Source organism: Nostoc sp. UIC 10607 (genome assembly GCF_047228265.1).
Taxonomy (GTDB): domain Bacteria; phylum Cyanobacteriota; class Cyanobacteriia; order Cyanobacteriales; family Nostocaceae; genus Nostoc; species Nostoc foliaceum_A.
In genome coordinates this window covers 1-25,533 of the sequence record NZ_JBIQNW010000012.1, presented here as the reverse complement: position 1 = coordinate 25,533, position 25,533 = coordinate 1, and the positions used below count along the sequence as shown (strand labels likewise).

The 25,533-nt window shown below is 41.5% G+C and carries 24 protein-coding genes; 12 read left to right on the top strand and 12 right to left on the bottom strand.

Annotated features, from left to right (window positions below; all coding sequences use genetic code 11):
• Positions 1-446 precede the first annotated feature (446 nt).
• Positions 447-1,031 (top strand): hypothetical protein, encoded by a 585-nt coding sequence (locus ACEYW6_RS13685; RefSeq protein ID WP_412980113.1) that lies wholly within the window; start codon positions 447-449, stop codon positions 1,029-1,031.
• 106 nt (positions 1,032-1,137) lie between these two features.
• A complete protein-coding gene (locus tag ACEYW6_RS13680; protein ID WP_412980112.1) occupies positions 1,138-1,914 on the top strand; it encodes an armadillo-type fold-containing protein in 777 nt (258 codons plus the stop codon).
• Between the two features lie 42 nt (positions 1,915-1,956).
• Here ACEYW6_RS13680 and ftsE read toward each other — a convergent pair whose 3' ends face one another.
• Both ftsE and ACEYW6_RS13670 read right to left on the bottom strand, forming a co-directional pair.
• Positions 1,957-2,703, bottom strand: a complete 747-nt coding sequence (gene ftsE, locus ACEYW6_RS13675) for a cell division ATP-binding protein FtsE (RefSeq protein WP_412980111.1) — start codon at positions 2,701-2,703, stop codon at positions 1,957-1,959.
• Between the two features lie 190 nt (positions 2,704-2,893).
• Complete coding sequence (locus tag ACEYW6_RS13670; protein ID WP_412980110.1) at positions 2,894-3,649, bottom strand: WecB/TagA/CpsF family glycosyltransferase; 756 nt, start codon at positions 3,647-3,649, stop codon at positions 2,894-2,896.
• Between the two features lie 287 nt (positions 3,650-3,936).
• On the opposite strand from ACEYW6_RS13670, the gene ACEYW6_RS13665 reads away from it, so the two are divergent.
• The 3 genes from ACEYW6_RS13665 to ACEYW6_RS13655 all read left to right on the top strand — a co-directional run bounded on the left by ACEYW6_RS13665 (position 3,937) and on the right by ACEYW6_RS13655 (position 6,912).
• Positions 3,937-4,656, top strand: a complete 720-nt coding sequence (locus ACEYW6_RS13665) for a response regulator transcription factor (protein ID WP_190899199.1) — start codon at positions 3,937-3,939, stop codon at positions 4,654-4,656.
• A gap of 156 nt (positions 4,657-4,812) precedes the next feature.
• Entirely contained in the window at positions 4,813-6,483 is a 1,671-nt protein-coding gene (locus ACEYW6_RS13660; RefSeq protein WP_412980109.1) for a SpoIIE family protein phosphatase, read from the top strand.
• Between the two features lie 3 nt (positions 6,484-6,486).
• Complete coding sequence (locus tag ACEYW6_RS13655) at positions 6,487-6,912, top strand: ATP-binding protein (RefSeq protein ID WP_190971475.1); 426 nt, start codon at positions 6,487-6,489, stop codon at positions 6,910-6,912.
• Positions 6,913-7,016: 104 nt separating this feature from the next.
• On the opposite strand, the gene ACEYW6_RS13650 is transcribed toward ACEYW6_RS13655, so the two are convergent.
• Positions 7,017-7,448, bottom strand: a complete 432-nt coding sequence (locus tag ACEYW6_RS13650; protein ID WP_412980108.1) for a ketosteroid isomerase family protein — start codon at positions 7,446-7,448, stop codon at positions 7,017-7,019.
• Between the two features lie 370 nt (positions 7,449-7,818).
• On the opposite strand from ACEYW6_RS13650, the gene queG reads away from it, so the two are divergent.
• The gene (gene queG / locus ACEYW6_RS13645) at positions 7,819-8,793 is read left to right on the top strand and encodes a tRNA epoxyqueuosine(34) reductase QueG (protein ID WP_412980107.1); all 975 of its coding nucleotides are present in this window, start codon (positions 7,819-7,821) and stop codon (positions 8,791-8,793) included.
• On the top strand, positions 8,768-9,403 hold the full coding sequence (locus ACEYW6_RS13640) for an HAD-IA family hydrolase (RefSeq protein ID WP_412980106.1): 636 nt from the start codon (positions 8,768-8,770) through the stop codon (positions 9,401-9,403). Before queG ends, ACEYW6_RS13640 begins: the two co-directional genes overlap by 26 nt.
• A 149-nt stretch (positions 9,404-9,552) precedes the next feature.
• On the opposite strand, the gene ACEYW6_RS13635 is transcribed toward ACEYW6_RS13640, so the two are convergent.
• Positions 9,553-9,927: a hypothetical protein gene (locus ACEYW6_RS13635; protein ID WP_412980105.1), complete on the bottom strand. Its 375-nt coding sequence runs from the start codon at positions 9,925-9,927 to the stop codon at positions 9,553-9,555.
• A gap of 221 nt (positions 9,928-10,148) precedes the next feature.
• Here ACEYW6_RS13635 and ACEYW6_RS13630 point away from each other — a divergent pair, with 221 nt between their 5' ends.
• Entirely contained in the window at positions 10,149-10,679 is a 531-nt protein-coding gene (locus ACEYW6_RS13630) for an orange carotenoid protein N-terminal domain-containing protein (RefSeq protein ID WP_190901885.1), read from the top strand.
• 88 nt (positions 10,680-10,767) lie between these two features.
• On the opposite strand, the gene ACEYW6_RS13625 is transcribed toward ACEYW6_RS13630, so the two are convergent.
• Positions 10,768-11,532, bottom strand: coding sequence for an ABC transporter ATP-binding protein (locus ACEYW6_RS13625; protein WP_412980104.1), 765 nt, complete (start codon positions 11,530-11,532; stop codon positions 10,768-10,770).
• 567 nt (positions 11,533-12,099) lie between these two features.
• Here ACEYW6_RS13625 and ACEYW6_RS13620 point away from each other — a divergent pair.
• The 3 genes from ACEYW6_RS13620 (at position 12,100) to ACEYW6_RS13610 (ending at position 15,379) form a co-directional block, all read left to right on the top strand.
• Positions 12,100-12,261 (top strand): hypothetical protein, encoded by a 162-nt coding sequence (locus ACEYW6_RS13620; RefSeq protein ID WP_412980103.1) that lies wholly within the window; start codon positions 12,100-12,102, stop codon positions 12,259-12,261.
• Positions 12,262-12,669: 408 nt separating this feature from the next.
• Positions 12,670-14,136, top strand: a complete 1,467-nt coding sequence (locus ACEYW6_RS13615; RefSeq protein WP_412980102.1) for an efflux RND transporter periplasmic adaptor subunit — start codon at positions 12,670-12,672, stop codon at positions 14,134-14,136.
• A gap of 25 nt (positions 14,137-14,161) precedes the next feature.
• On the top strand, positions 14,162-15,379 hold the full coding sequence (locus tag ACEYW6_RS13610) for an ABC transporter permease (RefSeq protein WP_190895911.1): 1,218 nt from the start codon (positions 14,162-14,164) through the stop codon (positions 15,377-15,379).
• A 37-nt stretch (positions 15,380-15,416) separates the two neighbouring features.
• On the opposite strand, the gene ACEYW6_RS13605 is transcribed toward ACEYW6_RS13610, so the two are convergent.
• The 6 genes from ACEYW6_RS13605 to ACEYW6_RS13580 all read right to left on the bottom strand — a co-directional run bounded on the left by ACEYW6_RS13605 (position 15,417) and on the right by ACEYW6_RS13580 (position 22,359).
• On the bottom strand, positions 15,417-15,872 hold the full coding sequence (locus tag ACEYW6_RS13605) for a two-component system response regulator (RefSeq protein ID WP_412980101.1): 456 nt from the start codon (positions 15,870-15,872) through the stop codon (positions 15,417-15,419).
• Positions 15,873-16,352: 480 nt separating this feature from the next.
• On the bottom strand, positions 16,353-18,665 hold the full coding sequence (locus ACEYW6_RS13600) for an NACHT domain-containing protein (RefSeq protein WP_412980100.1): 2,313 nt from the start codon (positions 18,663-18,665) through the stop codon (positions 16,353-16,355).
• A gap of 478 nt (positions 18,666-19,143) precedes the next feature.
• Positions 19,144-19,527 (bottom strand): fasciclin domain-containing protein, encoded by a 384-nt coding sequence (locus tag ACEYW6_RS13595; protein WP_412980099.1) that lies wholly within the window; start codon positions 19,525-19,527, stop codon positions 19,144-19,146.
• A 426-nt stretch (positions 19,528-19,953) separates the two neighbouring features.
• Positions 19,954-20,556: a hypothetical protein gene (locus ACEYW6_RS13590; protein ID WP_412980098.1), complete on the bottom strand. Its 603-nt coding sequence runs from the start codon at positions 20,554-20,556 to the stop codon at positions 19,954-19,956.
• Between the two features lie 45 nt (positions 20,557-20,601).
• A complete protein-coding gene (locus tag ACEYW6_RS13585; RefSeq protein WP_412980097.1) occupies positions 20,602-21,627 on the bottom strand; it encodes a glucokinase in 1,026 nt (341 codons plus the stop codon).
• Between the two features lie 84 nt (positions 21,628-21,711).
• A complete protein-coding gene (locus tag ACEYW6_RS13580) occupies positions 21,712-22,359 on the bottom strand; it encodes a histidine phosphatase family protein (protein ID WP_412980096.1) in 648 nt (215 codons plus the stop codon).
• 667 nt (positions 22,360-23,026) lie between these two features.
• Here ACEYW6_RS13580 and ACEYW6_RS13575 point away from each other — a divergent pair.
• Positions 23,027-24,739, top strand: coding sequence for a putative bifunctional diguanylate cyclase/phosphodiesterase (locus ACEYW6_RS13575; RefSeq protein ID WP_412980095.1), 1,713 nt, complete (start codon positions 23,027-23,029; stop codon positions 24,737-24,739).
• Positions 24,740-24,940: 201 nt separating this feature from the next.
• On the opposite strand, the gene ACEYW6_RS13570 is transcribed toward ACEYW6_RS13575, so the two are convergent.
• Positions 24,941-25,483, bottom strand: coding sequence for a helix-turn-helix transcriptional regulator (locus ACEYW6_RS13570; RefSeq protein ID WP_412980094.1), 543 nt, complete (start codon positions 25,481-25,483; stop codon positions 24,941-24,943).
• Positions 25,484-25,533: the final 50 nt, after the last annotated feature.

Sequence of the window (25,533 nt, the reverse complement as noted above, 5' to 3'; positions counted from 1 at the left end):
GAGAGAGTATTTGATAATTTATCCGCTTCACCGCATCTTCTTTGGTCACCCCAGAATACTTAGCTATTTAGTTCAAACTCCCCACTTATTGTTATTATCGGCGAACCAATCACTTTAGGACTTCTCGCTATCGTCAGATTAAGTAGATATAAAATTATTGGATTACTTGTAAAGATTTGGTGATTTTTTTCACAAAAAAAAGTAACTTAACGTTGTAACTACTGTTATACAAGGGTTTTTAGTGGTAGCGAGTATCACTACAGCCTGAATAAAACATAAGTTTTTATGGTAGTCTATCAAGAAACTCATAAATAATTTTGAGCGTCAAAAAGAGTGAAAACACTCATTTTAACAAGCTATTAATTCTAGCTTTACATGTAGAAACAATAGCTTTTGATGTATTACTAAATCTGATTATTCTCTAGGTAATGGTAAGGCGGGATGTCATGGTAAAGCAGGCTACTCTTCAATCAAATAAACTACCAACGATTGAAGAGGCTAAATTTGCGCTTGACAAGTTTAATATACAAAATAAAATTAAAGCTTCAGATTGGGGGGAGCAGGTTGAGTCAGGTATTGATGCTGCCACAGCCGTTGTACCTACCTGTATTTGTTTAGACTTAGAAGACTTGAAGTGTTTTGAAGCAGTAGAGCACCAGTATGAACGCTGGGGAGTAATTTTTCACAATTCTCTAGCAATACAGCCATCAAATCCAGCATTTCCAGCCTATTCAGGGCTAACAGTCTTAATGGGAGCGCCTAAAAGCGGATTTTTAGAAGCTACTTTCTTGCGTCCGGTTAACTCAGTTAGCGCCTTTGTCACTAGTTCGCAACGACTAGTGCTTTCCGCCTATGATCGCGATCGGCAACTGCTTGGACAAACTGTACTACCAAGTGCTAATCTTGCCAATTCAGACTCGGCAATTTCCCCTAATACCTTATTATCTATAACTGTGAATAACATCTACAGCGTTACCTTCTGTGCTTTTGATGGTCAGTTCACTCTTGATAACTTTCGTTTTTGTCTTTAAACTAAAACGTTGATAACTCAGTGGCCAAATTAAGCTTACTTGCTCAGTCGGGGTATTCTTTTAGAGTATATTGATCATCAATTACACTCCAAGGCACTGCGAAAGTATGCAGCAATTGATCAACCAGATCCCCAACTGGAACTGGTCGCTTCCAAAATTCAAGATAGAAAAAAGCCCAAAGCAGCAAACATTTAAGCGCTTCTCTGGGCCTGGGGGTTTGCTTGGGTTCCTAACAATCGTCGTCGCCATGTTGTTGTGGAACTGGAAACTGCTATTGGCTCTCTTAATCGGCGTTGGGGTCATGGTATTGGTTTACTCAATGCAGGTGTGGGACTGGCAATTGCATTGGTCTAAGATACGTAGGTTCTTAAACAGTTCAAATCGTCGATTAGCCTTAGCAGTCATCAGTGGTGGTATTGCTACTGTCAGTACTTACATGGCAGCGGCAATTTGGGTTGACTTTCACAGTTCCTGGATTGCCGCTGGTGCTATTGTGCAAGGCGTTGGAACCCTGTTAACTTTAATTTTATTGGTATGGCAAATTGTCAACTTCTATGAAAATCGAGAAGAAGATAACCTCGATCAGTTGTTGGTAAATTTAACAGAAGAAGATCCACTGAAACGGTTGATTGCCCTACGTCAACTAACTAAATTTATCAGCCGGAAGAGAGTTGATTCTTCAGTGCAACAAGATATTGTCGAATGCTTGCAGCTCCTACTGAGTCGAGAGGAGGAAGTTGTGATCCGAGAGGCAGCTTTTAAGAGTTTACAAGCCTGCGATGACCTCCGGTCGGTCGGAGACCATCGCCTACAAGTTCTACCGCTCAAAACAGCAGCAACTTTTATACCCGTAACTGCAAAAGTCAAACACCACGTTTTTTAGTCCTTTGTTCTCTGTCCTTTGCAAATGACCAATGACTAATGACTATTTTCGAGATAGTCGTCCATTGCGAACTTGCACTACCGGATGATTGCATCGCCGCACCAATTGTTCATCGTGGGTAGTAACAATTACTGTAGCCCCAAAGGAATTTAACTTTTGGAGAATCTGGATCACTTGCCAGGAATTATCTGGATCGAGATTCCCAGTAGGCTCATCTGCCAACAGCAGTGGTGGTGTACCAACGATCGCACGGGCAATACTCACCCGCTGTTGCTCTCCACCAGACAGTTGATCTGGAAAGCAGTCAGCTTTACTCAGTAAACCCACCAACTTTAAAGTTGGTTCTAAACGTCGTTGAATTTCTTTACGGGTATAACCTTGAGCTTGCAGCACAAAAGTCACATTTTCAGCTACTGTCCTTTGGGTAATTAATTTGTAATCTTGAAACACAATACCAATCCGTCGCCGCAATAATGACAAGCGATCGCCCCGTAAACCCGCTACATCACATTCATCAACAATTACTTCTCCCTGTGTGGGTAACTCCTGGCCATACAACAGTTTCAATAGCGTTGATTTACCAGAACCACTTGGCCCTGTGATAAACAGAAATTCTCCCTTTTTTACCTCAAGATTCGCATTCAATAAGGCGTGAGTGCCGTTAGTATAGGTCTTGGTTACAGATTGCAATTGTACCTTTGCAGTAGTATTGCTACCGTGCTGTTGAGTTTCACCGTCCTTTTTATGAAAAGATTTGTCTGTCTTAACTTGAGTTGTTAATACTGGCATTGTTAAATTTTCCTCATCCCCACAACCAAATCGCTTACGGGTTTAAATTTGACATTCTCCCCAAAATAAGAATTCCCAGGTTTCGCCTGGGAATTGAAAATTCAACAAAGACAATTTAAATTTTTTGAAGACTTTAATACTAACTCAGTAATAACACTGACTCAATGCCCCGCTAACGCTAGCAGCACTTTTAACTAATTGCACCCCTTGCTGTCAAACGATAAACAAACGCTTTCACAGCAAACGCTGGTAAAGCCAACATCCGTCGCCAACGCCAAGGTTCTTGATAAAGCCGATATAACCATTCCAAATTATTATTTCCTAACCAGGCTGGAGCACGAGTTTTAGTTCCCGACCAAATATCAAAACTACCACCAACGCCAATCCAAATTGCTTGAGCACACAAATGGCGATTTTCGGCAATCCATAACTCTTGACGTGGCACGCCCAAACCGACAAAAATCACTTGTGGCTGCAATTGAGCCAAAGTTTGTTGCAATTGTGCTTCTTCTTCTGGAGAATGGTAGCCTGAGTGAGTGCCTACTATACTCAAATCTGGAATTTGCTGCCGCCAAAAATCTGCCGCAGTTGAAGCCACTCCAGGCGCTCCTCCATAGAAAAATACCTTTGCCCCTGTCTTCTGTTGCCCAAGTTCTTGCAAAAGTTTTTCTGCTAGTTCAATTCCTGGAAAACGCTGCACTTTTTGCCATAACAGCCACCGCAAATACAAAACAACTCCGGCTCCATCTGGAATCACTAGTTCAGCATTTTTAATGACCTGAGCTAAGGTTTGATTCCGCTCTGCCTGCATAGTCATTTCTGCATTGAGCGTTACTACATGAGTTCCTCTGCCTGCGTGGAGGCATTCTAACAACCAGCCTGGATAGTTAGCCATCACATGAACTGGTATTCCCAACACTGAAAATGCTTGATTGCCTTTAGACATAGCCTATTCTGGATTAGCCTCTCACACCAGATTTCCTTGAATGTTAAGTTTATCAAATTTTTTTATATTAGAACTTAGGCAGGAGGGATTCCCAGTGCCCTTGTACTTGGCCTAAACCAGTCCAAATTCTATTGTTAAAGTTGTAATATTCACTCAGTATAAAACGCTCAACTCGCAACTCTGGTTCCGGGAACAGAAGCACCCACTATACTGCTTGCAGTTAGTGTGGGAGTATGTCACGAAACTCGACTTTCTGGTTAAGGTAGTGTAACGGGCTGAAGTTGGCTATGAGTAAAATTCGTATCGCTCTGATTGAAGATCATGACCTAACTCGTGTGGGTATTCGGACAGCACTACTACAAAAGGATGAAATTGAAGTTGTAGGTGAAGCTGCCAATGCTACTGAGGGGTTAAAAATGTTAAAAATGGTACAACCAGATATTGCTATTGTAGATATCGGTTTACCAGATAAAGATGGCATTGAACTGACACGGGAGGTAAAATCTACTGCTAATGGACAGCAGCTACTAACAAAGGTGTTAATTTTGACGCTGCGGGATAACAAAGAAGCTGTGTTGGCAGCTTTTGCCGCTGGTGCAGACTCTTACTGTATGAAGGATATCAAATTCGATAATTTGCTGGAAGCAGTGCGAGTCACTTACAATGGCAACGCCTGGATCGATCCGGCGATCGCTCGGATTGTATTACAACAAGCACAACAAAATCCCCAAAAGTTGGAATCAGCTTTTGTAGATACTAAGACTATTGCCTCTAACCCTGATTATGTCGATAATCTGGAAGGAATTCAACCTTACACCCTGACAGAAAGGGAGTTAGAAGTGTTACAGTTGATTGTCGAAGGTTGTAGTAATGCAGTAATTGCAGAAAGGCTTTACATAACTGTTGGGACTGTTAAAACTCACGTTCGTAATATTTTGAATAAGCTATGTGCCGATGACCGTACCCAAGCAGCAGTCCGCGCCTTGCGTTCTGGGTTGGTGGGATAAGGTGGAATTAAGTGAACAGTGAACAGTTATCAAGGTTTGAAACACTGATAACTGATAACTGTTGAAAATGATTACTTATTAATTTTTTGTTGATTGTCAGGTGGGATAAATATTATATTATCTCGCCATTTAAATATGTAAAAAGTAAAGTCAAATATGGCTGAAATCGGGGTGGACAAACTCAAGCTCATGGTGGTAGATGATGAGCCAGATAACTTAGATTTACTCTACCGTACTTTTAGGCGAGATTTTCAAGTATATAAAGCCAATCATGCCTTTGGCGCTCTGGAAATCTTGGATCAATTTGGGGAAATGGCGGTGATTATTTCTGACCAAAGAATGCCAGAAATGAATGGCACCGAATTTTTTAGTCGCACCGTAGAACGCTTTCCAGACACGATTCGGATTTTGTTAACTGGTTTTACCGATGTCGAAGATTTGGTGGATGCAATTAACTCCGGTCAGGTATTCAAGTACATTACCAAACCCTGGAACCCTGAACGGCTTAGAGCGTTAGTTGAGCAAGCCACTGATACATATCGCCTAGTTAAGAAGCGCACGCAAGAGTTGCGTCGGGCCCTACGGCGAGAATCTTTGTTTAATGCGGTAACAACAGCAATTCGGGAATCTTTAGACTACGACAGTATGCTGCAAAAAATTGTAGCAACTCTTGGACAAACATTTGAAGCTACCAGTTGCTTGCTCAGACCAGTAGAGGGCGATCGCCTCACCCCAGACGAATTCTTATACCGCGATCCTCAATCCCGTGTATTAGATTGCTTCTTCGACCCCAGTATTTTAATTGAAAAAGTCCTCGAAACCCGTCATTATCAACTTGCTCAAGAAATATATGACGGCAACCCATGTCATCACCTGGTTGTGCCACTTAGCTATCAGCAACATCTGTTGGCTGTGCTGGCCCTCCACCAATGGGGACGCGATCGCCCCTGGCAAGACGAAGACATTCAACTAATTGCAGGTGTTGCCGAACAAGCAGCCTTAGCCCTCTCTCAAGCAAAACTCTACCAGCGCCTCCAAGAAAAGCAACAGCAGATTCACACCGAGTTGGAGGTGGCTCGCCAAATTCAATACAACTTGTTACGCCAAAGTTTACCTGACATCAAAGGTGTGAAGGTGCAAGCCTGTTGCTATCCTGCGCGGGAAGTAGGAGGCGATTTTTTTGAAGTGTTTGTCCATCCCAAAGGCGACTTGTGGTTGGCAGTGGGTGATGTCTCTGGCAAGGGTGTCCCAGCTGCTTTATTTATGGCTAGTATTATTTCAGTTTTGCGCCGAGAATTATCTCAAGAAGCACCAGCCGAGCCAAATGTGGTCATGCAGAACCTCAACCACGCTCTCAGTGAAGACTTGATTAGCAACAATTATTTCATCACCCTTGTCTTAGCCTGCTATACCCCTACCACTAAGGAACTCGTCTACACTAATGCCGGTCATATCTATCCACTGTTATGGTCACGCCAAGGTGATTTAGCCGACAATCCCAATTACCTCAAAGTTCGCAGCGTTCCTTTGGGAATCTTGCCTAAGTGGCAGGCACAGTCAGGTCGTTTGGTTCTTGCTGCTGGAGACACATTGTTACTGGCCAGCGATGGAATTACAGAAGCAATGGTATCAAGTGATTGTGATTTAGTAAAAACCGGGTCTGGCGTTGACCCAGTTAACCGTTCTATGCTGAATCAAGATGGTCTTTGGCAACTCTTGCAACAAGAGCAACAACCGCTTTCTCTTAACCATTTACTAGCTCGCATCCAGGCAGATAACCACGTTCAAGAAGATGATCAAACTATACTTTCACTGGAGATTTTGTAAGTAATGAAAAGTGAGCTTCATGTACCAAGTGACTTGAATTTTCTGAATATTGTCGAAAACTGGTTGCTGGGATGTTTGAAAATCCAGCTGGGAGAATCTGTGGACTGGTCACGGCAATCAAGCCGTTTGAGACTGGCTTTAGTAGAAGCCTACTCAAATGCAGTCCGTCATGCCCACAAGGACAAACCAAATTTACCAATTTTACTGCGTTTGGAAGTGAAAGATCGGGATCTTGCCCTAGAGGTTTGGGACTACGGCGAAGGCTTTGATATGTCTACCTACTACGCTCCAAACCCGATGGAAAAACAAGAAGGTGGTTATGGTTGGCTAATTATGAATCGTCTCATGGATAAAGTAGACTACCAATTGCAGGTTAATGGTGCTAACTGTCTCAAGTTAGAAGCTACGTTACCTGAATTAGTCCAATAGACAAAAGTTGCTATTTTTCAAATCATGTGATTTATACGAATTTTCGATGTCTATATTTTGTGTTAGGTATGATCAAACATTACCTAAGCCTTTATACTTATTTACTAGTTTTCACGACGTAAAGAAAGTAACTCTTGGGGAGAAGCTAAAAGTTTGATTCTAGTGTAAAAAATTTGCCGTTGTTGGTTGAGGATAAATAGCCACAAGACATTCACACTACACCACGAAGTTTGTGCTTTGCCTGTTACCTGGACTTGGATCGTAGCGTTTTCTAAAGTCTCGGTTATTCCGGTGTTAGGATAAGCTTTAATGTTTTGTCCTTCTTGTTTTAAGTAGGCTGCGATCGCGTCTGTCCCCACAATATCAGATTCAAATGGTGGACGCATCACACCATCGGCAGCAAATAAGGCAGCCGTTGCCTCGAATTGTCCTGCATTTAAGGTTTCAAAATAACGTAGTACACTTGTTTCTGTAATTCCCTCAATCTGGAATTCTTCTTTCAACTGCGCTGGGGATATAAATTCAGCAGAGTTCATAAAATTACCTGTATTATCCTAGCTGAATATTAATTTCAATACAAAAATAGGTAAAAAGAAAGCCGCTGTTGAGATAGATTGCTATATCTGTACAAATCTTCCTGACGATGGAAGTTTTGATTAACTTTTTACTTGCGGCAGAAATGAGGTACATTTTAGCCAGAGGCTAGAAACGAGATTTGAAAGGAGTTTTAGCTTAAGTTGACACCAATGGGCAATGCTCCTACTAATTACTTAGAATCTTTTCAAGAATTAGTTGCCAGAATATAAATAAAGTTTATATGTAAGATAGGCAACAAACATTAATAAAGTATTGACTACGTAATGTACAATAAAAATGCCTTTCTTGAGGCAAAATCCAGATAAAAAAATGAATCAGTATTCCGTAACAAGCAGCAGTGTAGTAAAAGAAAAAGCCAGCGAGTTGGGCTTTCACAAAGTTGGAATTGCTGCTGTAGATAAGTTAGATGCCACAGAAGCGCAGAGGTTACAAGCATGGATTGAACTGGGTTATCACGCCGATATGGAATGGATGGCTAACCCAAAACGTCAGGATATTCACTTAGTGATGCCAGAAGCGCGATCGCTTGTGTGTGTGGCGCTAAATTACTACACACCACATCAACGTCCCGAAGGTGAGGAATACGCTAAAATTTCTCGTTATGGTTGGGGAAGGGATTATCACAAGGTGATGCATAAAAAACTCAAGCAGCTAGCCACATGGTTAGAATCGCTTGATGAAGGTGTATTAGCTCGTTATTATGCAGACACTGGTCCGGTGCAAGATAAAGTATTGGCTCAACTTGCCGGAATTGGCTGGATTGCCAAGAATGGTAATGTAATTACACGCGAATATGGCTCTTGGGTATTTTTGGGAGAAGTGTTAACCAATTTGGAATTAGAGAGCGATCGCCCGCACACAGAACACTGCGGTAGCTGCACTCGTTGTCTTCAGGCTTGTCCTACAGGTGCAATTACTCAGCCTTTTGTTGTGGATGCTAATCGCTGCATTGCTTATCACACCATTGAAAATCGGGAAGAGAAATTGCCCGAGACAGTAGCATCCAATTTGCAAGGCTGGGTTGCTGGTTGTGATATTTGTCAAGATGTTTGTCCTTGGAATCAACGTTTTGCCCAAACAACTGATATTGAAGAGTTTCAGCCTTATCCTGGGAATATTGCTCCCCAACTGCTAGAATTAGCCCAAATCTCAGATCAGGAGTGGAATAAACGATTTCCAGCATCTGCCTTGCGGCGGATTAAGCCAGAAATGTTACGACGCAACGCCCTAGCTAATCTTGACGCATCCAGGCTAAATAATGACCCCGAAAGTAATTATTTTTGATTTTGATGGCACTATTGCTGATACAGTAGATGCCCTTGTAAGTATTGCCAATCGTCTAGCTGTAGACTTTGGTTATAGACAAATAAGCCCAGAGCAATTAGCCCTTCTTAAAAACTTAACATCTCGGGAAATTATTAAGTACTCAGGAGTTTCTCTATTTAAAATACCTTTTTTAGTTAAAAAAGTTAAAGGAGAATTAAAAAACAAAATCCCAGAATTAAAGCCAATTCCGGGAATTAAAGAAGCATTAATGGAACTCCAAAATGAAGGATATAAACTGGGAATTATCACTTCTAATTCTAAAGAAAATGTGACGCAATTCCTGACAATCAATGATTTAAATCACCTATTTGATTTTATCTACTCAGGAATTACGATTTTTGGTAAAACAACCATAATTAATAATGTATTAAGGCAAAATCAACTCCAACCTCAAGAAGTTATTTATGTCGGAGATGAAACTAGAGATATAGAAGCATCAAAGAAAGCAAATATCCAAGTGATTGCAGTAACTTGGGGCTTTAACTCACCAGAAGTACTAGCAAAGCAAAATCCAGATTATTTAATTCAGCGACCTAGCGAACTACTAAAAGTGATGAATGGTTATTAATTAATAAATATTCAAAAGTCGATAGTGAAAATCTTAACTATGACAAATGTCCAAAACATCCAAGTGGGCAATGTCTATCAAGGTCAAAAACTTCAATTTAATATTTGTGACATTGCCCATCATACAAAATAGCAAGACATCAGGAAAAGTTAATTTTTCCGTTCACCTTTTTCCAAAGCCTTTTGTACTAGATCATCGCTGACATTAGTTACACTCTCAGTCTTAGAATTTCCAACTTCTTTGGCTAACTCTAAATAGTCATTAGGATTACCAGTTGACTGCGCTTCAGTTTTTGTCTCTTGTGGTTTAGAGGTTTTATATTTAGGTGCAGTAGCTGCTTCGGCTGCTGCTGCGCCTTCACCTGTACGATCAACTTCACTAACGCTGAATTGTTGTGCAGTTGCATAATCAGCATCAAAATCGACGTTTGGTGCTTTTTCTTCACCACTAGCTATGCTTTCGGCAGCTAATTGAGCATCATGGGTAGGAGCTTCATTAACATTGGGCTTTACTTCATCAGGCATAATTAAATCCTTAGGTTAAATTTTTTATTGCTTACTTGAAAAAGCATAGCAAAGTAATTAATTCTTTTTATGCTCCCTTGGGAGAGACTTTACCTCTATTAAAAGGTAGATTAAAGCTGCGATTTGCAATTAATATAACTCTTTCTCTCGATAGTAGAAGCTGATGCTCAAACTTTGGTAACCCTTAGTTTGGCCTCTAAAATTTCTTTGGAAATAAAATTATGACTGCAAGTTACGATAAAACTATTTCTCAAGCCCAGAGCAATGAAACTCAAAAATTGGTAGATGCGTTTAACAATTTAGATACTGATGCAAAATTAGCATGGTTCTATTTAGTTTATAAAAAAATGGGTGATTCTATCACCCCAGCTGCTCCCGCTGCTGCCGAACCAGAGTTAGCACCACTTCTGCTAAAAGACTATTTTGAGTTATCAGATGAGCAACAACTAGATATCATGCGGGATATAGTTAACCGCAAAGATACAGAATATTCCCGTGCTTATGGGGCAATAAAAGAAAACAACCAGCTTTTAGTTTGGTATGCTTGGGCGGTAGCTATGGGGGATACGGTGGTTGACTTACCAGCTAGCTACGAGCCAACTAAGGCAATTAATGATTTGGTTTCTCAGATTGAAGGACTAGATTTTGATGAGCAAATTTCGGTGTTTCGGACAATAGCTGGTGAAGTAGGTTACACCGATGTTAAGCCGATCGCAACGCAAGCAGAGACTGGAAAAACGTCAAGTTTGTAATCAGCCCTGGCGACTAGAAGTCGCGGTTACACAAACAAAGTCCGCATACTGCTTGGCATAACTCGCAAGGTAGGCGGACTTTTATAACTTACGAGACAGCCAACTGACTCAAGTCAGATGGTGTCAGATTGGAGTGTACTACTTGACCATCGCGGAACCAAACGATGCGCTGCGTTTGACGAGCAACTTCTGGTTCATGGGTTACCATGACAACTGTAATTCCACTAGCATTGAGTTCGCCAAAAATATCTAAGACTTCTTGGGTTGTGCGCGAATCAAGTGCACCTGTGGGTTCATCGGCTAAGAGTACCACGGGACGATTAACGATCGCACGAGCGATTGCTACTCGTTGTTGTTGTCCACCAGATAGTTGAGTTGGTTTGTTGTTGAGGCGATTTGCTAAACCTACTCGTGTTAATGCAACTGTTGCGCGATCGCTTCTTTCTTTTGGGTTCACACTAGCATACACCATCGGCAACATCACATTTTCTAGGGCTGTTAGTTGGGGCAATAAGTGGAATTGTTGGAACACAAACCCCAGCTTTTTATTACGGATGTGTGCCAATGAGCGATCGTCGATTTGGGCAACATCAAGGTTATCTAAGTAATAATGTCCGCTTGTGGGACGGTCTAGACAACCGATAATATTCATGGCTGTGGATTTACCAGAACCTGAGGGCCCCATAATTGCACAATATTCGCCCTGTTCTACAATTAAATTGACATCATTCAGCGCTCGTACTTCTGTTTCGCCACTACCATAAATCTTGAAAATGTTTTCTAGTCGAATGATTGCTGGTTTCGGTAAAGGATTAGAAACCAGGGAATCAGTAATTGTAATAGTGTTTGCCATAAAGAGATAGGTAATCTTGGACTGGGAAGACAGTAGCTTACCAGTTGTCACTATAGTAACTATCGTCACTCAGAATATACTAGTTTTTATCTACCTAATGGGAGCGATCGCTCTCCTAATGCTGCTTGGATATGTCAAGAAAGATAGGATACATCAAGCATTTTGAGAAAGCATTTAGTCTAAATTTTCACATTTAAGTATTTTGCTTATAGCGGTTCTTGTTTACGTGAGGTACACCCGTAGGGGCACGGCACTGCCGATTGGTGTCAACTTAACGTAAAAAGCAGTCTAGAAACGACTTTTAGGATTGTCTCGTCAAGAGTCTCAGACTGGGAATGCCCGTCGTTGAGGCTCGGCTCTGCCTCCCTTGCTGGCGGCAGAGCCGCTTTTGAGTTGCATTTCCAGCCTCTTGCTGGAAACGAGGTTTTAAATGACTTTTAGCTTAAGTTGACACCAATGGGCACTGCCGTTCCCCTACATCCAAATAGTATAATGTTATACCATATATGAGTGGGAACCGCTATATTGAATTCGACTTTATTTATTTTTTCGATGAAGTAACTAGTTATGATGATCGATTTGACGACAAGCCCGGAGTCTCTGCCTTTGGATTTTGCGTCTATCCAAAATGCTTCAATACTGCAAACCGAATATCCTAAGGATTGTGGCTTCTTTGGTGCAACGTGGCGATCGCTAAAAATTTGCCAATTAGAAGCAAGCTATGGATAGCACCAGATTTCAGCCTGGGGGAAATAAAGCGCAACCTCACTTATAGCCTAAAGTTTTACCTAACAATGTGGCTAAAGTCACCCATTCAGGTGAAGGCATACAGATGTGTAATACCTATTATGAAGAAAGATTAAGCAACGATGAAGCTAATTATGCATCTAGTTGTTAGTTTATGAATAAAGATTTAATCCAAAAATTTTAACAACTCCCCATTCCTGCACCTGCCCTTTAATATTTATGTCCGCTCAATTAACCATAGTTAAGAGCAACCCCAACCACTTCCCGCTTGTAGGGAGGGGAGTAAAAGCGTAACTTTTGCTATTTGGGGTGCCTTTGCTATGGGCAATTCGATGGGCATCATCTAACTACAGGCTACTTCCATAAAGCAAGATTTATAGGCTTCTAGATATGGCTACGCACATAGAAATTCCTGTTATTGGCAAAGTTAAGTATCCATTACGCTGGCTGATGGGGCTGATAGCAGGGGGTGTCTTAGTTGTTGGTACAGCCACAACCTACACTCTGGTAAATCAAGGGACAAAAGAAGACATTGCTCAATTAACTGTGCCAGTAGCAGCGAAAAACGTCACCTTGCGGATTACAGCTAGTGGCAAAGTCGTGCCAGTTCAGAGCGTAAATATTAGCCCGAAGAACCCTGGAGTGCTGTCGCAATTATATGTGGAACAAGGCGATCGCATTCAACAAGGGCAAATTCTCGCCCGGATGGATAGCGCAAGCATTGAGGCCCAAAGGAGCCAGTACCGTGCTAACTTAGCCCAAAGTCAAGCACAACTAGCCCAAGCCCTTGCTGGTAGTCGTCCTCAAGAAATTGCTCAAGCTAGGGCGCGGTTAGCACAAGCTCAAGCCCAGCTAGCCCAAGCTCAGGCTGGTAATCGTCCCCAAGAGATTGCTCAAGCTCAATCCCAAGTGGATGCGGCTCAAGCAAAGGTGAATTACACCAGTGAACAGGTAAAGCGTTACCAATACCTATACAAAGAGGGAGCAGAAAAAAAACAATTACTTGATCAAGCTATCAGCGAAGACAAAAGCGCTAGAGCCAGTTTAGAAGAAGCTAAAAAACGATTGTCATTAGTCCAAAGTGGCACTCGAACTGAGGAAATTGCCCAACGCCAAGCGGCTGTGAATGAAGCACGGGCAGCATTGGTACTGTTGGAAGATGGCACCCGTTCTGAAGAAATTGTTCAGCGTCAAGCAGCTGTTGCTGCTGCTGAAGCTCAGTTGAAGGGTGTACAAGTGCAGTTAGATGAGACTATTATTCGCGCTCCTCTTTCAGGAATTGTGACGCAAAAGTATGCTAATGTGGGCGCTTTTGTGACCCCTACAACTTCTGCTTCTACTAGTGCGTCGGCAACTTCTAGTTCAATTGTCGCCGTAGCACGCGGTTTAGAAGTATTAGCTCAAGTTCCCGAAGCCGATCTTGGCAGAATTAAACCGGGACAGCAGGTGGAAATTATTGCTGATGCTTATCCCGATCAAATCTTTAAAGGCCATGTGCGCCTGATTGCTCCAGAAGCAGTAGTGGAACAAGGTGTGACATCCTTCCAGGTGCGGGTTGCTCTTGATACTGGCACAGATAAACTGCGTTCTGGCTTAAATGTGGATCTGACTTTTTTAGGCGATCGCGTCAATGATGCCTTGGTGCTACCAACGGTGTCAATCGTCACCGAAAAGGGTCAAACTGGTGTACTTGTACCAGATGCAAACAATAAACCCCAATTCCGCGAAGTTACAATTGGGGCGCAAATCCAAGATCAAACTCAGATTTTAGAGGGAGTTAAAGAAGGCGATCGCGTTTTTGTTAATCCACCCAAAGACTACAAAATCGATAAGGCGAAAGAACAAAATAATTCGTAATTCGTAATTCGTAATTATTTAAGATATGAATTTTTTAGAAAGCATTCAAATGGCGGGGAAAACCCTGCTGTCAAATAAACTGCGTAGCGCCCTTACCATGCTGGGTATAGTTATTGGCAACGCATCAGTGATTGCCATGATTGGCATTGGCGAAGGTGGGCAAAAGTTCGTCAATAAACAGCTGGAGTCATTAGGGCCAAATGTGCTGTTTATACTGCCAGGTAATCAAGAAACTCAGCGTATCTCCTTTGAAGTACCAAAAACTTTGGTGTTACAAGATGCCGAAGCGATCGCATCTCAGGTACCAACAGTAGTAGGAGTTGCGCCAGAATTAAATAGAAGACAGGTAGTTACATACCGCAATAGAAACACCGATGTTAATATCATTGGCACAACTCCCAGCTTCCTGTCGGTGCGGGATTTTGAAACTGCTAAAGGCAGGTTTTTCTCTGAGGTAGACATCAAGCGAAGTAACCAAGTCGTTGTGCTAGGTGGAGACTTAGCAGAAAAACTATTTGGTAATAGTAACGCTATAGGTCAGCAATTGCGAGTTGGAAATACCAGCTTTCAAGTGATTGGGACGTTAATAGCTAAAGGTTCCAGCGTGGGAGCAGATTATGATGATGCTGCTTTAATACCAATCACGACTTCAGCAAACCGACTTGTGGGAAAGAATTCTCCCTATGGTATCGCTTTAGATTATCTTGTTGCTGCCGCTCGTGATTCAGAGAGTGTGGATGCAGCAGAGTTTCAAATTGCTAATTTGTTGCGTCTACGGCACAAAATTAATGGTGAAGATGACTTCACCATCCGCTCTCAAAAGGATGCTTTGCAAACTGTTGGTCAAATTACAGGTGCATTGACAATTATGCTAGCAGCGATCGCCGGGATATCGTTGTTTGTCGGCGGCATAGGCATCATGAATATTATGCTTGTCTCCGTCACCGAACGCACCCAAGAAATCGGATTGAGAAAAGCGATCGGCGCAACTGAGCAAGATATTTTGCTACAGTTCATCATTGAGGCAGTAATAGTTTCCGCAGCTGGCGGTTTAGTTGGCACTGCGGTTGGTATCAGTGGCATTCTATTAGTGGGAGCTTTGACTCCCTTAGAAGCAAGTCTTTCTCCTGTAGCGATTACTATGGCGGTTGGTGTTTCTGGTGGTATTGGTTTATTCTTTGGTGTTGTTCCCGCACGTCGCGCTGCTAAACTCGATCCAATTGTGGCTTTGAGAAGTGCTTAGTAATCACAGGAGGTAAGCAAACTTCCGGCACAGTCTACTAGTGTAAAACTAATACGTCGGGGCAAGAATTTTCTGCTACATCTTCCTGTACTTGATTCCTAATTATGGAAACAAATTTGTCAAGGTCGAATGGTTTGAGTAAATATTCCTCAAACTCTACATTTGGAATTTGGTCATGAGTACCTGTGGTAGATGTTGAAGTCACAATGATTGGGATATGATTTCCATTGTCTGCTTCCATAGCACTCAATGCATTTAGCAACGTATAAATACTTTCACCTAAAAACCTAATTTCACAGACAAGAATATTGGGCGTGAACCAACTCAAAATTTCTAAAGCTTCTTTTACGGAACTAGCAGTAATCACATGTGCGCTCAAGTCTTTGAGTAAAAATGCGTACAAATCTCTACTGTCGCGATCGTTATCTACAATGAGTACTTCTACACCTTTGAGTATCCCAACTGTCAAGCAAAAGCCATTGATTAAATTCATAACAAGACCTGCCATTAGGACTTTAAGTGCAAAGTGATCTGAAAAATCCGTAAGTAGAGATGCGAAATTGCACTGGGCTTCTCTACGAGACGCTATCGCTAACGCGTCTCTAGTTTGTTCGCTCAAAAGTTACATTCATTGGAAACGTTTCCGTACCACTCTAAGTAATACCAATTCACAAAAATCCTGATACATATAGATTTGTCGTAAGGGCATGGCATTGCCATGCCCTTACCAGCGTATTTGTATCATTATTAAAGTGAAATGGTATAAGCTATGCGCAGCTTCTGGCTCAGGAGAAGAGTAGTCACAAAGAAAAGTACCGAAAGATGGATTTTTGCTAGAAATCAAATGAACAACTTTCTTTCTGTAATATGGCAAAGTGTTGTTTGATTTACTAAATTAGTTGATTAACTACGATATAAAACGTAATAAAAACTAATTTGGCAACCAACCTATTTGCGTAATTAACCAAAAGAATTATTGCCATTCCCTGTCCTCAAGTTCCTTTTGAGGCAACAATAAAGTGGCTTCAATTTCCTGCCTAATAGCAGCTGTCACTTCACAATTGCTATGCAGGCAATCGAGTAGTAACTGATTAGCATCATAGTAGCGTTGCAGCACTTGCTGTTGCTCAAGGCTAAACTGCCACTGGTGGTTAATGTTGCGGTAATTAATCACCGTCATCTTTAACTGTTCAGCCCAGGCTGAATAGTTCGTTTGCCACCATAGCCCAAACCGTTCTTGACTTTGACGAGAATTTGGTAATTGGTCAGAGAGTTGTTGCAGAGATTTATAAAGTCCAACATCCAGAACAATACCCAGAATGTTCGAGAGAGCATCTCCGCAGGCGTGGATGTGGGCAAAGTCTTGGCTCCCTTCAATTGCACACTCTAGCAGCAGGTTATTTAATGCCGCATCCAGAAACATGCCTTGGTCGAGGCTGCTGGCTAAGGCAAAGTGAGAAGCTATGTTAGGAGTCCGACTCAATGCTAAGTAAAATGCTCGAACTGTCGCATCTTTTGATTGGCTTGGAATAGTGCGAGATTTTTGGCTGGCCCAGGTCAAAAACTCTTGTAAATAAGGGTCTTGGGCAACCAGTGCATCAATCTGTTGCTTCATCAACTGTACCAGCCCATCTGCACTCCTGAGCATGGTAGCTGTTAACAAGAAGATTTCGCGCCAGTGCGGGTCAGTGATGTGACCCACTAGCCCTCCTAACGCTTGCTCCAATGCCTGTAGGTTATGGCTGGCAACGATTTTCCTTGCCGTGAAGTATTCTTGAAATGCCAGATAGGAGAAGGAAAAAATTCCCCGCGCCCGTTCTGCCAGTAACCCATGTTGAGCCTCGATTGCTTTTAGCGCCGCTTCACTTTCTATTTGCAGTTCTTCTGCATCCATTGGCACGTTAGTCAGATTCTGAATATACTCACCAATGTATTGCTCAACGATGCGTTGCTCAAAAAAGTACTGACCTTGCTCAAATGTCACTGCTGCAATCTGACTCAATAACTTGAGCTTTTGTGGTAACAAAAACCCTCGGTAAATATCATCTCGTTCAATGCCTCTGGCTTCATCCCATTTGCCCAATAGAAGGTCTAAACCTTGCTTATAAAAGTCAGTCCGCTTAGTCGGAAATTTTTCTTGACCGTGAAACACCCAGCAGGCAAGATGCAGAAACAGGGGTGTAACGACGAGTTGGCGAAATTGCCAGTTTTCATCTAAGTCCAACTTCTGAATAAACTGAACTGATTGTGCCTGACCATCTTGAATATTTGTCTTGGTAAAGGCCACAAACCATTTTTGAGCGAAAGCGATGATTTGTTGTGAGGTAAATGGGGCAATCTCAACATCAGTAAAGCCTCGGAATCTGAGCTTTTGAGCTGCTGTTCGACAGGTCGCCACCAACTGATTTTTGTGATACTTATCTGAAAATCTACGAATTTCGCTTAAGACAGCATTGCTTTGTTGATTAAGAACTTCATCCATGCCATCAAGCAACAGTAACACTCTACCTGCACTAAGCAAGGTTTCGATTATTGACGGATCTGAGATTCCAGATATAAGAAACTCTTGGCGGATGTAATTTAATAGGCTGAATTCGTTGCTAACTTTAGATTCTTCCGCAAAATTTCTCAGTGCAATGAAAATAGGAACCTGACTGGCTGCAAATGCACCTTGGTTACATTGAATGGCAAGATGTTGCAAAAAGGTGGTTTTACCAACTCCTGGTTTTCCTAGCACCCTAAGCTTGGGGTAGGTTTCTACTGCCCGCATACCGGGTATTTGTTTCAGGGATACTTCACCTAAGCCAAAGTGGTCAAATTCTTCTCGATTGAGGTTTTGGATGTCAGCGATCTCTAACCACTGTTGACTAACAATTTCCTCCAAAATATTCACATCAATATATATGTCATTGATCGCAACGGGACGGCTAATATCCAATAACTGCAAAATACCACACTGGTCTTGAATTTTGTCGAAGCGTTGCGATCGCACTTGTTGCACTAATGCATCAATATCCAGGACAGAGGGCTTGCTGTATTCTTCTAGTTCCAAGAATTCTGCCGGAGGATTATTAGCAATCTCCCGCCAATTCAGTTCCAGCACCAAACAAATTTCAATAAAGGTATGACGCTCAACCGGACGACCACTGAAAAACCGCCAAATTGGTTGTCTCGTCTTGAGGTTGACTTCTACTGCTAGATTGTCTTGTGTCCATCCCTTGAGAGCAAATGCTCTTTTAGCCTGTTGAATCCCAGTGAGTGATGCTTGGAGCGATCGCTTGACCATAGGACAAAAACCCTGCTCCTAAAATCATGAACTTTAACTTTTATTAATATCTGCAATACTATAGGCTTTTATATGATATTAGCATTCTACCTGCTTAAAGTTATACAAAATCCCAGGGTTACTCTCAAGTTTTTAAATTTTTGCGACAAACTCAAACGTTATATATTTATCTTATACATTATAAGATTTGCCAATGCTGAATTCAAACAATATTTCGTTTTTAAAACATAAATTGCCAAATTAATTTAGCTGATGTTGTTTTTATTGATCAGGCAAATTTGAAGATAAATGATGTCGCTGTCTAAAGTATTTACTAAATGAAACAACCTCAAAAAATATAAAACGAACCTCTCTCCTCTTAGGAGAGAGGTTTAGAGAGAGGTATAACATTTAACTTGCTTGAGTTCCTGAAAACATATCTAGACAGCCGTGAGGTAGTAACTATAAATAGTTTTTAGACTACACACGCTATTATCATCTATACGTTTGTTGACTGAGGAATTAACAATGATGTGGATGACACGGTTATCATCAACAGCATCGGGTTGTGAGGCTGTGATTCATAATCTGCATTGAAACTATTGAAAGGGTTAATTTTAAAACTTGAGTCTTCAATCGCCTTTATGGGCATCACCTTGCCGGAAACGATGTGATATGTCAGGAGTTCCTGGAGTTTATTAATATTGTTAAGCAATGTCTCTACAGTACCTGTTGGAAGCTTTGAAAAAGCTTGATCTGTGGATGCAGAGGAGATAAACGAGTCAACACCTTTGAGAGTATCTATCAGATTGGCAGCCTTGATTGCATCAACTAGGGTACTAAAAGAACCAGAAGTAACGTCAGTATCAGTAGTATGAGCCATTTCTTTCACTTGATTTTATTTAATTTAGTAATGAATAGTTGTTAGTATGACATCCTAGTGTTAGAAATCATGTTTGAGTAAGCGCTTGAGAAGCGTATAAGTTGTATATTATGAGCTAAAAAAATTAAATAATTAAAATACAGCAGAATTTAGTAGTTAAAAATTTGGAGTCAATGGAAAAATATTGTTAGCCACAATTCAATTTTTTATATGGTTTCCCTACATTATATAACCTGTGATAGATTATACACTACTTTGTTAAGCTAGTTTTGTGGGTTTGTAGTAAGCATTTTAGTGCTTAGAAAATAAGGACTAAAGTCCTTACTACAAACTTGTTTACCCATCAGTTTAAACTTTATAGACGACTACCTACTTATGAGCCACGCAATTGATTCCAAGACTAATATGGTAGAGGTTTTAGTTATTTCACTTTTTCAAAACTACATGGAAAGAATTTAAATACCCAGTAATGGTTTTAGCTAATGTCTTCTGCTGTTTTTTTGTGGTTATTGCCATTACTTGATACAATCTTCCTTCAGCAACATACATTCTACTCTTAGTGATTTTCCCTCCAGAATTGATGTACTCAATTTCTTTGCCAGGATGATTATTGGAACTACGAATATTTCGTTGACTAATTAAATTACTTTTCGTAGTCTTTAAAGCCATATCTCGTGCATTATTAAGTACAGCCTGCGGATCAGCCATTTCACCGTAACTATAAGGAAAATCATTGTAAGTAACTACATAAGCTACTTGCTGTTTTGGTGGTTGAGCGACAAATATTTCTAAGTTAATTTCCCCCATATAAGTTTTTTGGAATTGGGTATTTCTGTTGGGGCTTCCCGGCATCAAAATAGTGAATCGTCCATCTGGAGGAGTGTATAACTTCCATTGTGGCTGCACGGGTTGGGAAACGGTTGGTTTGACAACAGCCACCGGAGGTTTGGGTTGACGCGCTTCCACGAGAACAGATCCACCACAGACAAAGGTGGCGGCAATTAATGGCAACAGACTTTTAATTGTCATAAGTTTTACCTTTTGAGATGCTAATCTCACTGATGATGCTAGCTGTTATAACCTAGCAGCACATAAAGCAGCACCTATTAGCCCCACTTGCGGGTTGAGGATAATATACACAGGTATTTCTTCGAGTAGGGAGCGCATCCTGCCTTTTTGGGTGAAATTCAATAAGAAATCGCTGTTTTGGATTAAGGGTAAGATTTTGGGCGCAATCCCACCAGCGATGTATAAGCCACCATAAGGTAGGAGTTTCAGGGCGAGATTCCCGGCTTCTGCACCATAAGCGTCTATGAATAATTGCAAAGTTTGTTCACAGAGGCGATCGCGTTTTTGTAGTGCGGCTGTACCAATGGCAGCACCGGGATCAACACTTTTCTCTTCCTGTCCGGCTTCTTGTTCCCAAGTTCTGACGATTTGGGCAATATCTGGTGATTCGCTGGCAAATTTGCGATCGCGCAAAAATTGATAAATTGCCACAATTCCCATGCCAGAAACCACGCGTTCCACAGAAACGCGCTGGATATCATGTTTACCTAGCAGGTATTTCAACAGTTGAAACTCTATCTCGTTCCGAGGGGCAAAGTCAGCGTGTCCACCTTCTGAGGGAAAGACTTGATAGTAGTTTCCCTGTTTAATTAAAAATCCTTGTCCTAAGCCAGTACCAGCACCAATAATTCCAATGGGGGCTTCGGGTTGAGATTTGCCAACTTGCAACATCAGCAAGTCTTGTTTTTGTAAACCTAAAATGCCATAGCCAATCGCGGCGAAGTCGTTAATCAAAGAAATTTGTGGGATACCCAATTCTTGTTGTAGACGTTCGGTATCCAGGAACCAGACCAAATTGGTTAGCTTGGCAGTATTTTTGACAACGGGCCCTGCGATCGCAAAACAAGCTTTTTGTGGTGTTGGTGTATTAGCTTTGACCAAAAACTGCTGCACTATCGGTACTAAATCAGGAAAATCGGCACTGTGGTAACTTTCCTGAAAAATAGTATGTATTCCTGGTGAATCTGATGTTTCAACCAATCGCAGAATAGTTTTCGTACCGCCGATGTCTCCTGCTAGTAATAAAGTCATACAAATTATTCGTGAATTAATTACTTTATTTGTAGGATATACCCAACGTAGCGAAATTCATGATTGAAAATCCTGATCAGAGATTTAGGCAAATCGAATCACTTCTTCTATGTGGGTTAAATGGGAAGTATCTCCCTTTAGTTCTAACAACCATTCTGGATCTTCACGCACGACTTTTACTAAAGAACATAAAGAAGCTTTGACTTCTGTTTTGGCAATTTCCCCCACTAGCCCCATTGCTCCCCCCAACACAGATGCACCATGTGCTACTAACAGGATATCCTCTGGAAAGAACTCGGCAGCTAAACATCTAGCAGTTTGCCCAGAACGCTCTCGCACTTTTTCGTGAGTTTCAGGATATTTGGCCGCGATGCGCGAAGTATAGCTGGTGTCAATTTTGGGGAATAATTGTGCTAATGCTGGAGTTGAGAGTCTTTCGGGTTCTTCTGTCATCCAAACTGGATTTAGCCATTCACTCAAGCCTGTCTCCAATTTGATCGGCAAGTTGAGCACTTCTGCAACTGCGTTTGCCGTCTGTACGGTTCGCAGGAAAGGGGAGGCGAAAATATGGGCAATATTTTCTTTTTTCAATCGTTTAGCTAACTGTTGTGCCTGCACCATACCATCATCAGACAAGGGTGGATCGTAGCGTCGTTCGGCAGTGAGAAACCAATCGGGGTTTACGAAATCTAGGCGGTTAGCGTGTCTTGCGATCCAGACTATTTGACTCATGGGTTTAATTATTCCGGTGAATAGAATTCGCCGCTAAACAAATATAGATATCTGCAAGGAGGGCTGCAAATATTAATATATGACAAAATTTGTAATAAATTGTAATAATATCAATGATTTGGAAAAGTTATCATTGGCATCAGCGTAGTTTTGCTTAAAGCCTTTTTAGCCAATTCTCTAAAGCAATATCGACTAAAAGCTCTAGAGAGTTAGTTCCACTCAGAATAAATTTTTCGTATTTTTGATAGCAGATGCGTGAGCATTCATTTAGTAATTCACCCTGAATAAATCTTTTAATAGTTGCTATAAATGTTGGATATTCATACATATTAAAATCTTTATTTTTATCAATTACCTCTATCTTAAATTGCCTTACCTAATGCTGTGACTGTACCTTAGTAGGCTGGTAATTACTATATATCAAATTAAGAAAAACGAATACTACTGTCAGTGTAATAATCAATACAATATTTTTTTGGATTTTTAAATTAGGTTTCACGGAAACTTTATCGTTATGCATATCAAGTAGAAACCTATATTGGGAAACATAATATATAACCTGATTAGGGTTGGGTTCCATGAGAGCTAATTCCACTAGATTTTGAACCGAAAATACGTTTTTTCGAGGATAGCTCAGAACTAATTTGCCAACTATCGAACAGAATTTATGAAGTTCAATCACAAGCTCTACCTTTATTCATTCCTAGCTCATTTCGGATGGCTCAAGAAAAGTTACACCGCTAAAATCATGTTGGTGGCTTTTTTAGGTACTCATGTACCACTTTTGACTTTACTCTTGAGTTTCGTCATCTCGAACTCCTATTCTTGGGAGATGGCGGCGCGAGTTATGATTATTGCTCTGTTGGCGACGTTAGCAGGTACGGCCGCCACCCTCTATGCACTAAACCATCTCCTCAAACCGGTCATTTTGACATCTGCTGCATTGCAAAATTATCTAAACACCAAAACCCTACCTGAATTGCCGACAGAATTTGCTGATGAAGCAGGTACATTAATGGCGGATACCTCACAAACTCTTCACAAGTTAGATGGGTTAATTCACTACATCACTAATTATGACGACGTGACTGGATTGCCTAATCGTGATTTATTCCGCGATCGCGTCAATCAAATTCTATCCAAACCTGAAAACAACCAACGCCTTGTAGCTGTCTTTTTGCTAAGTATTGATGATTTCACTGGGATGAGTCATGGGTTGGAGCATAAGATAACAAATTTGTTGTTAAGAGCAGTTGCCCAGAGGTTATCAACCTGCATAACACAAACAGATATTCTTGCCCATTTGAGTGGAGATGAATTTGCCCTTGTCCGCATAGAGATTGTTTCTTTTGAAAGTGTGATTAAGCTATCTCAAGTGCTGTTGAGTAACCTGAGTAAACCCTTTTCGATTGAGGGTGACTTAATTCATATCACCGCCAGCATCGGCATCACCCTTAATGATCTAAATGATAGCAATAGCGTAGATCAACTTTTGCAACAAGCTCACATAGCACTTTACCAAGCAAAGCAGCAAGGGCGTAGCCAATACCAATTCTATTCGCCAGAAATTAATGCTCAGTTGCAGGAGCGACTGACCTTAGAAAAAGAATTACATGGGGCGCTTGAGCGCAACGAAATGCTGGTTTATTATCAACCCCTGATTGATTTACACAGCAGACAAGTTACAGCTATGGAAGCGTTGGTTCGCTGGCAGCATCCTACATTAGGTTTGGTTTCTCCAGCAAAGTTTATTCCGATTGCAGAAGCCAATGGTGCGATCGTACCAATTGGCGAATGGGTTTTGCGAACTGCTTGCGCTCAAAACCGGGCTTGGCAGCTTGCTGGATTTACTCCAATTCGGATATCTGTGAATTTGTCATCTCGACAGTTTGAACAACCGTATCTGGTTGAGATCGTCAACCAAATTCTTGAGGAGACTGGACTCCAAGCATCTGAGCTGGAACTGGAAGTAACAGAAAGCTTCTTGATGGGTGACATTGAGCGATCGGTTAAAACCTTAAAACAATTACGAGAACTGGGTATATGGTTGGCTCTAGACGACTTCGGCACAGGTTATTCGTCCCTGAACTACTTGAAGCGCTTTCCTGTGAACATGCTCAAAATTGATCGCTCATTTGTGCAAGATGTTACGTCTAATCCTGATAGCGCCGCCGTCACCGATGCGATTATTGCCCTAGCAAAGAGCTTGCGGTTGAACATCACGGCAGAGGGTATAGAAACCCAAGAACAGCTTGACTACCTACAAATACGTGGATGTGATGAAGGTCAGGGTTTCTACTTCAGTCGTCCTGTCCCCGCTGATATCATTGCCCCGATGTTGCAGAAAAGTTCTCAGCAGATGGAGACAATTTCAGCATAGTTCAGCATAGTGTAGATGCCTAAGCCAGAGAGTCACGCCACTACGGTTCGGATAAGTAATCTTCACCTTCTTTGTGGTCTGGTTAAAGGATGTATAGCGGGTTCCCATTCAGATGCGGTACAACATTACATCATAAGGTCTAGGGGCACGGCATGCCGTGCCCCTACTTTAATTTTGGTAGAAATGTTTAGCACAGGGCATTTATTTTGAAACTATGGAAAGCTTTGCAACCATGTGAGCACGAGATGAAACCTCAAGCTTCCGAAACATTCTTTTTAAGGCTTGCTTGACAGAGTTTTCAGTAATCCAAAGTTCAGCACTAATTTCTGCATTGGTTTGTCCTTGAGCCACCAAGGAAGCAATTTGCACTTCACGAGGCGTTAAACGCTCTGTCTGTAATAGTAGTGGTTGTTGCAATCGCCTCATTGCTACCCAAGTAGAAATGTGCAGACAAAGCGCACTTAAATCTGTAAGATTTTGTGAGTCGAATGCAGGCATTCCTTGCTCACGGGTACAACCTACCACGCCCACTAACTGACCATTGCTGACAATTGGCCCTGCCATGACGTGCCAGTGGTCAGCACGAGGACAAATCAACTGCCATGTCTTAGGTTCCACTACCAAAGCTTCATGAACAGGGGCATGGCGTTCTACCAAGTAGCGCACAACTGGATTGTATTGGGGTGATAATGCAATTTGCAGTACTTTTTGAATATTGGCATCAAGTAAAAATAACTTGAACAATTAGGGAGAAATTTTGGGTTTGATAATATAGTTCCACTCACCATGAAAAG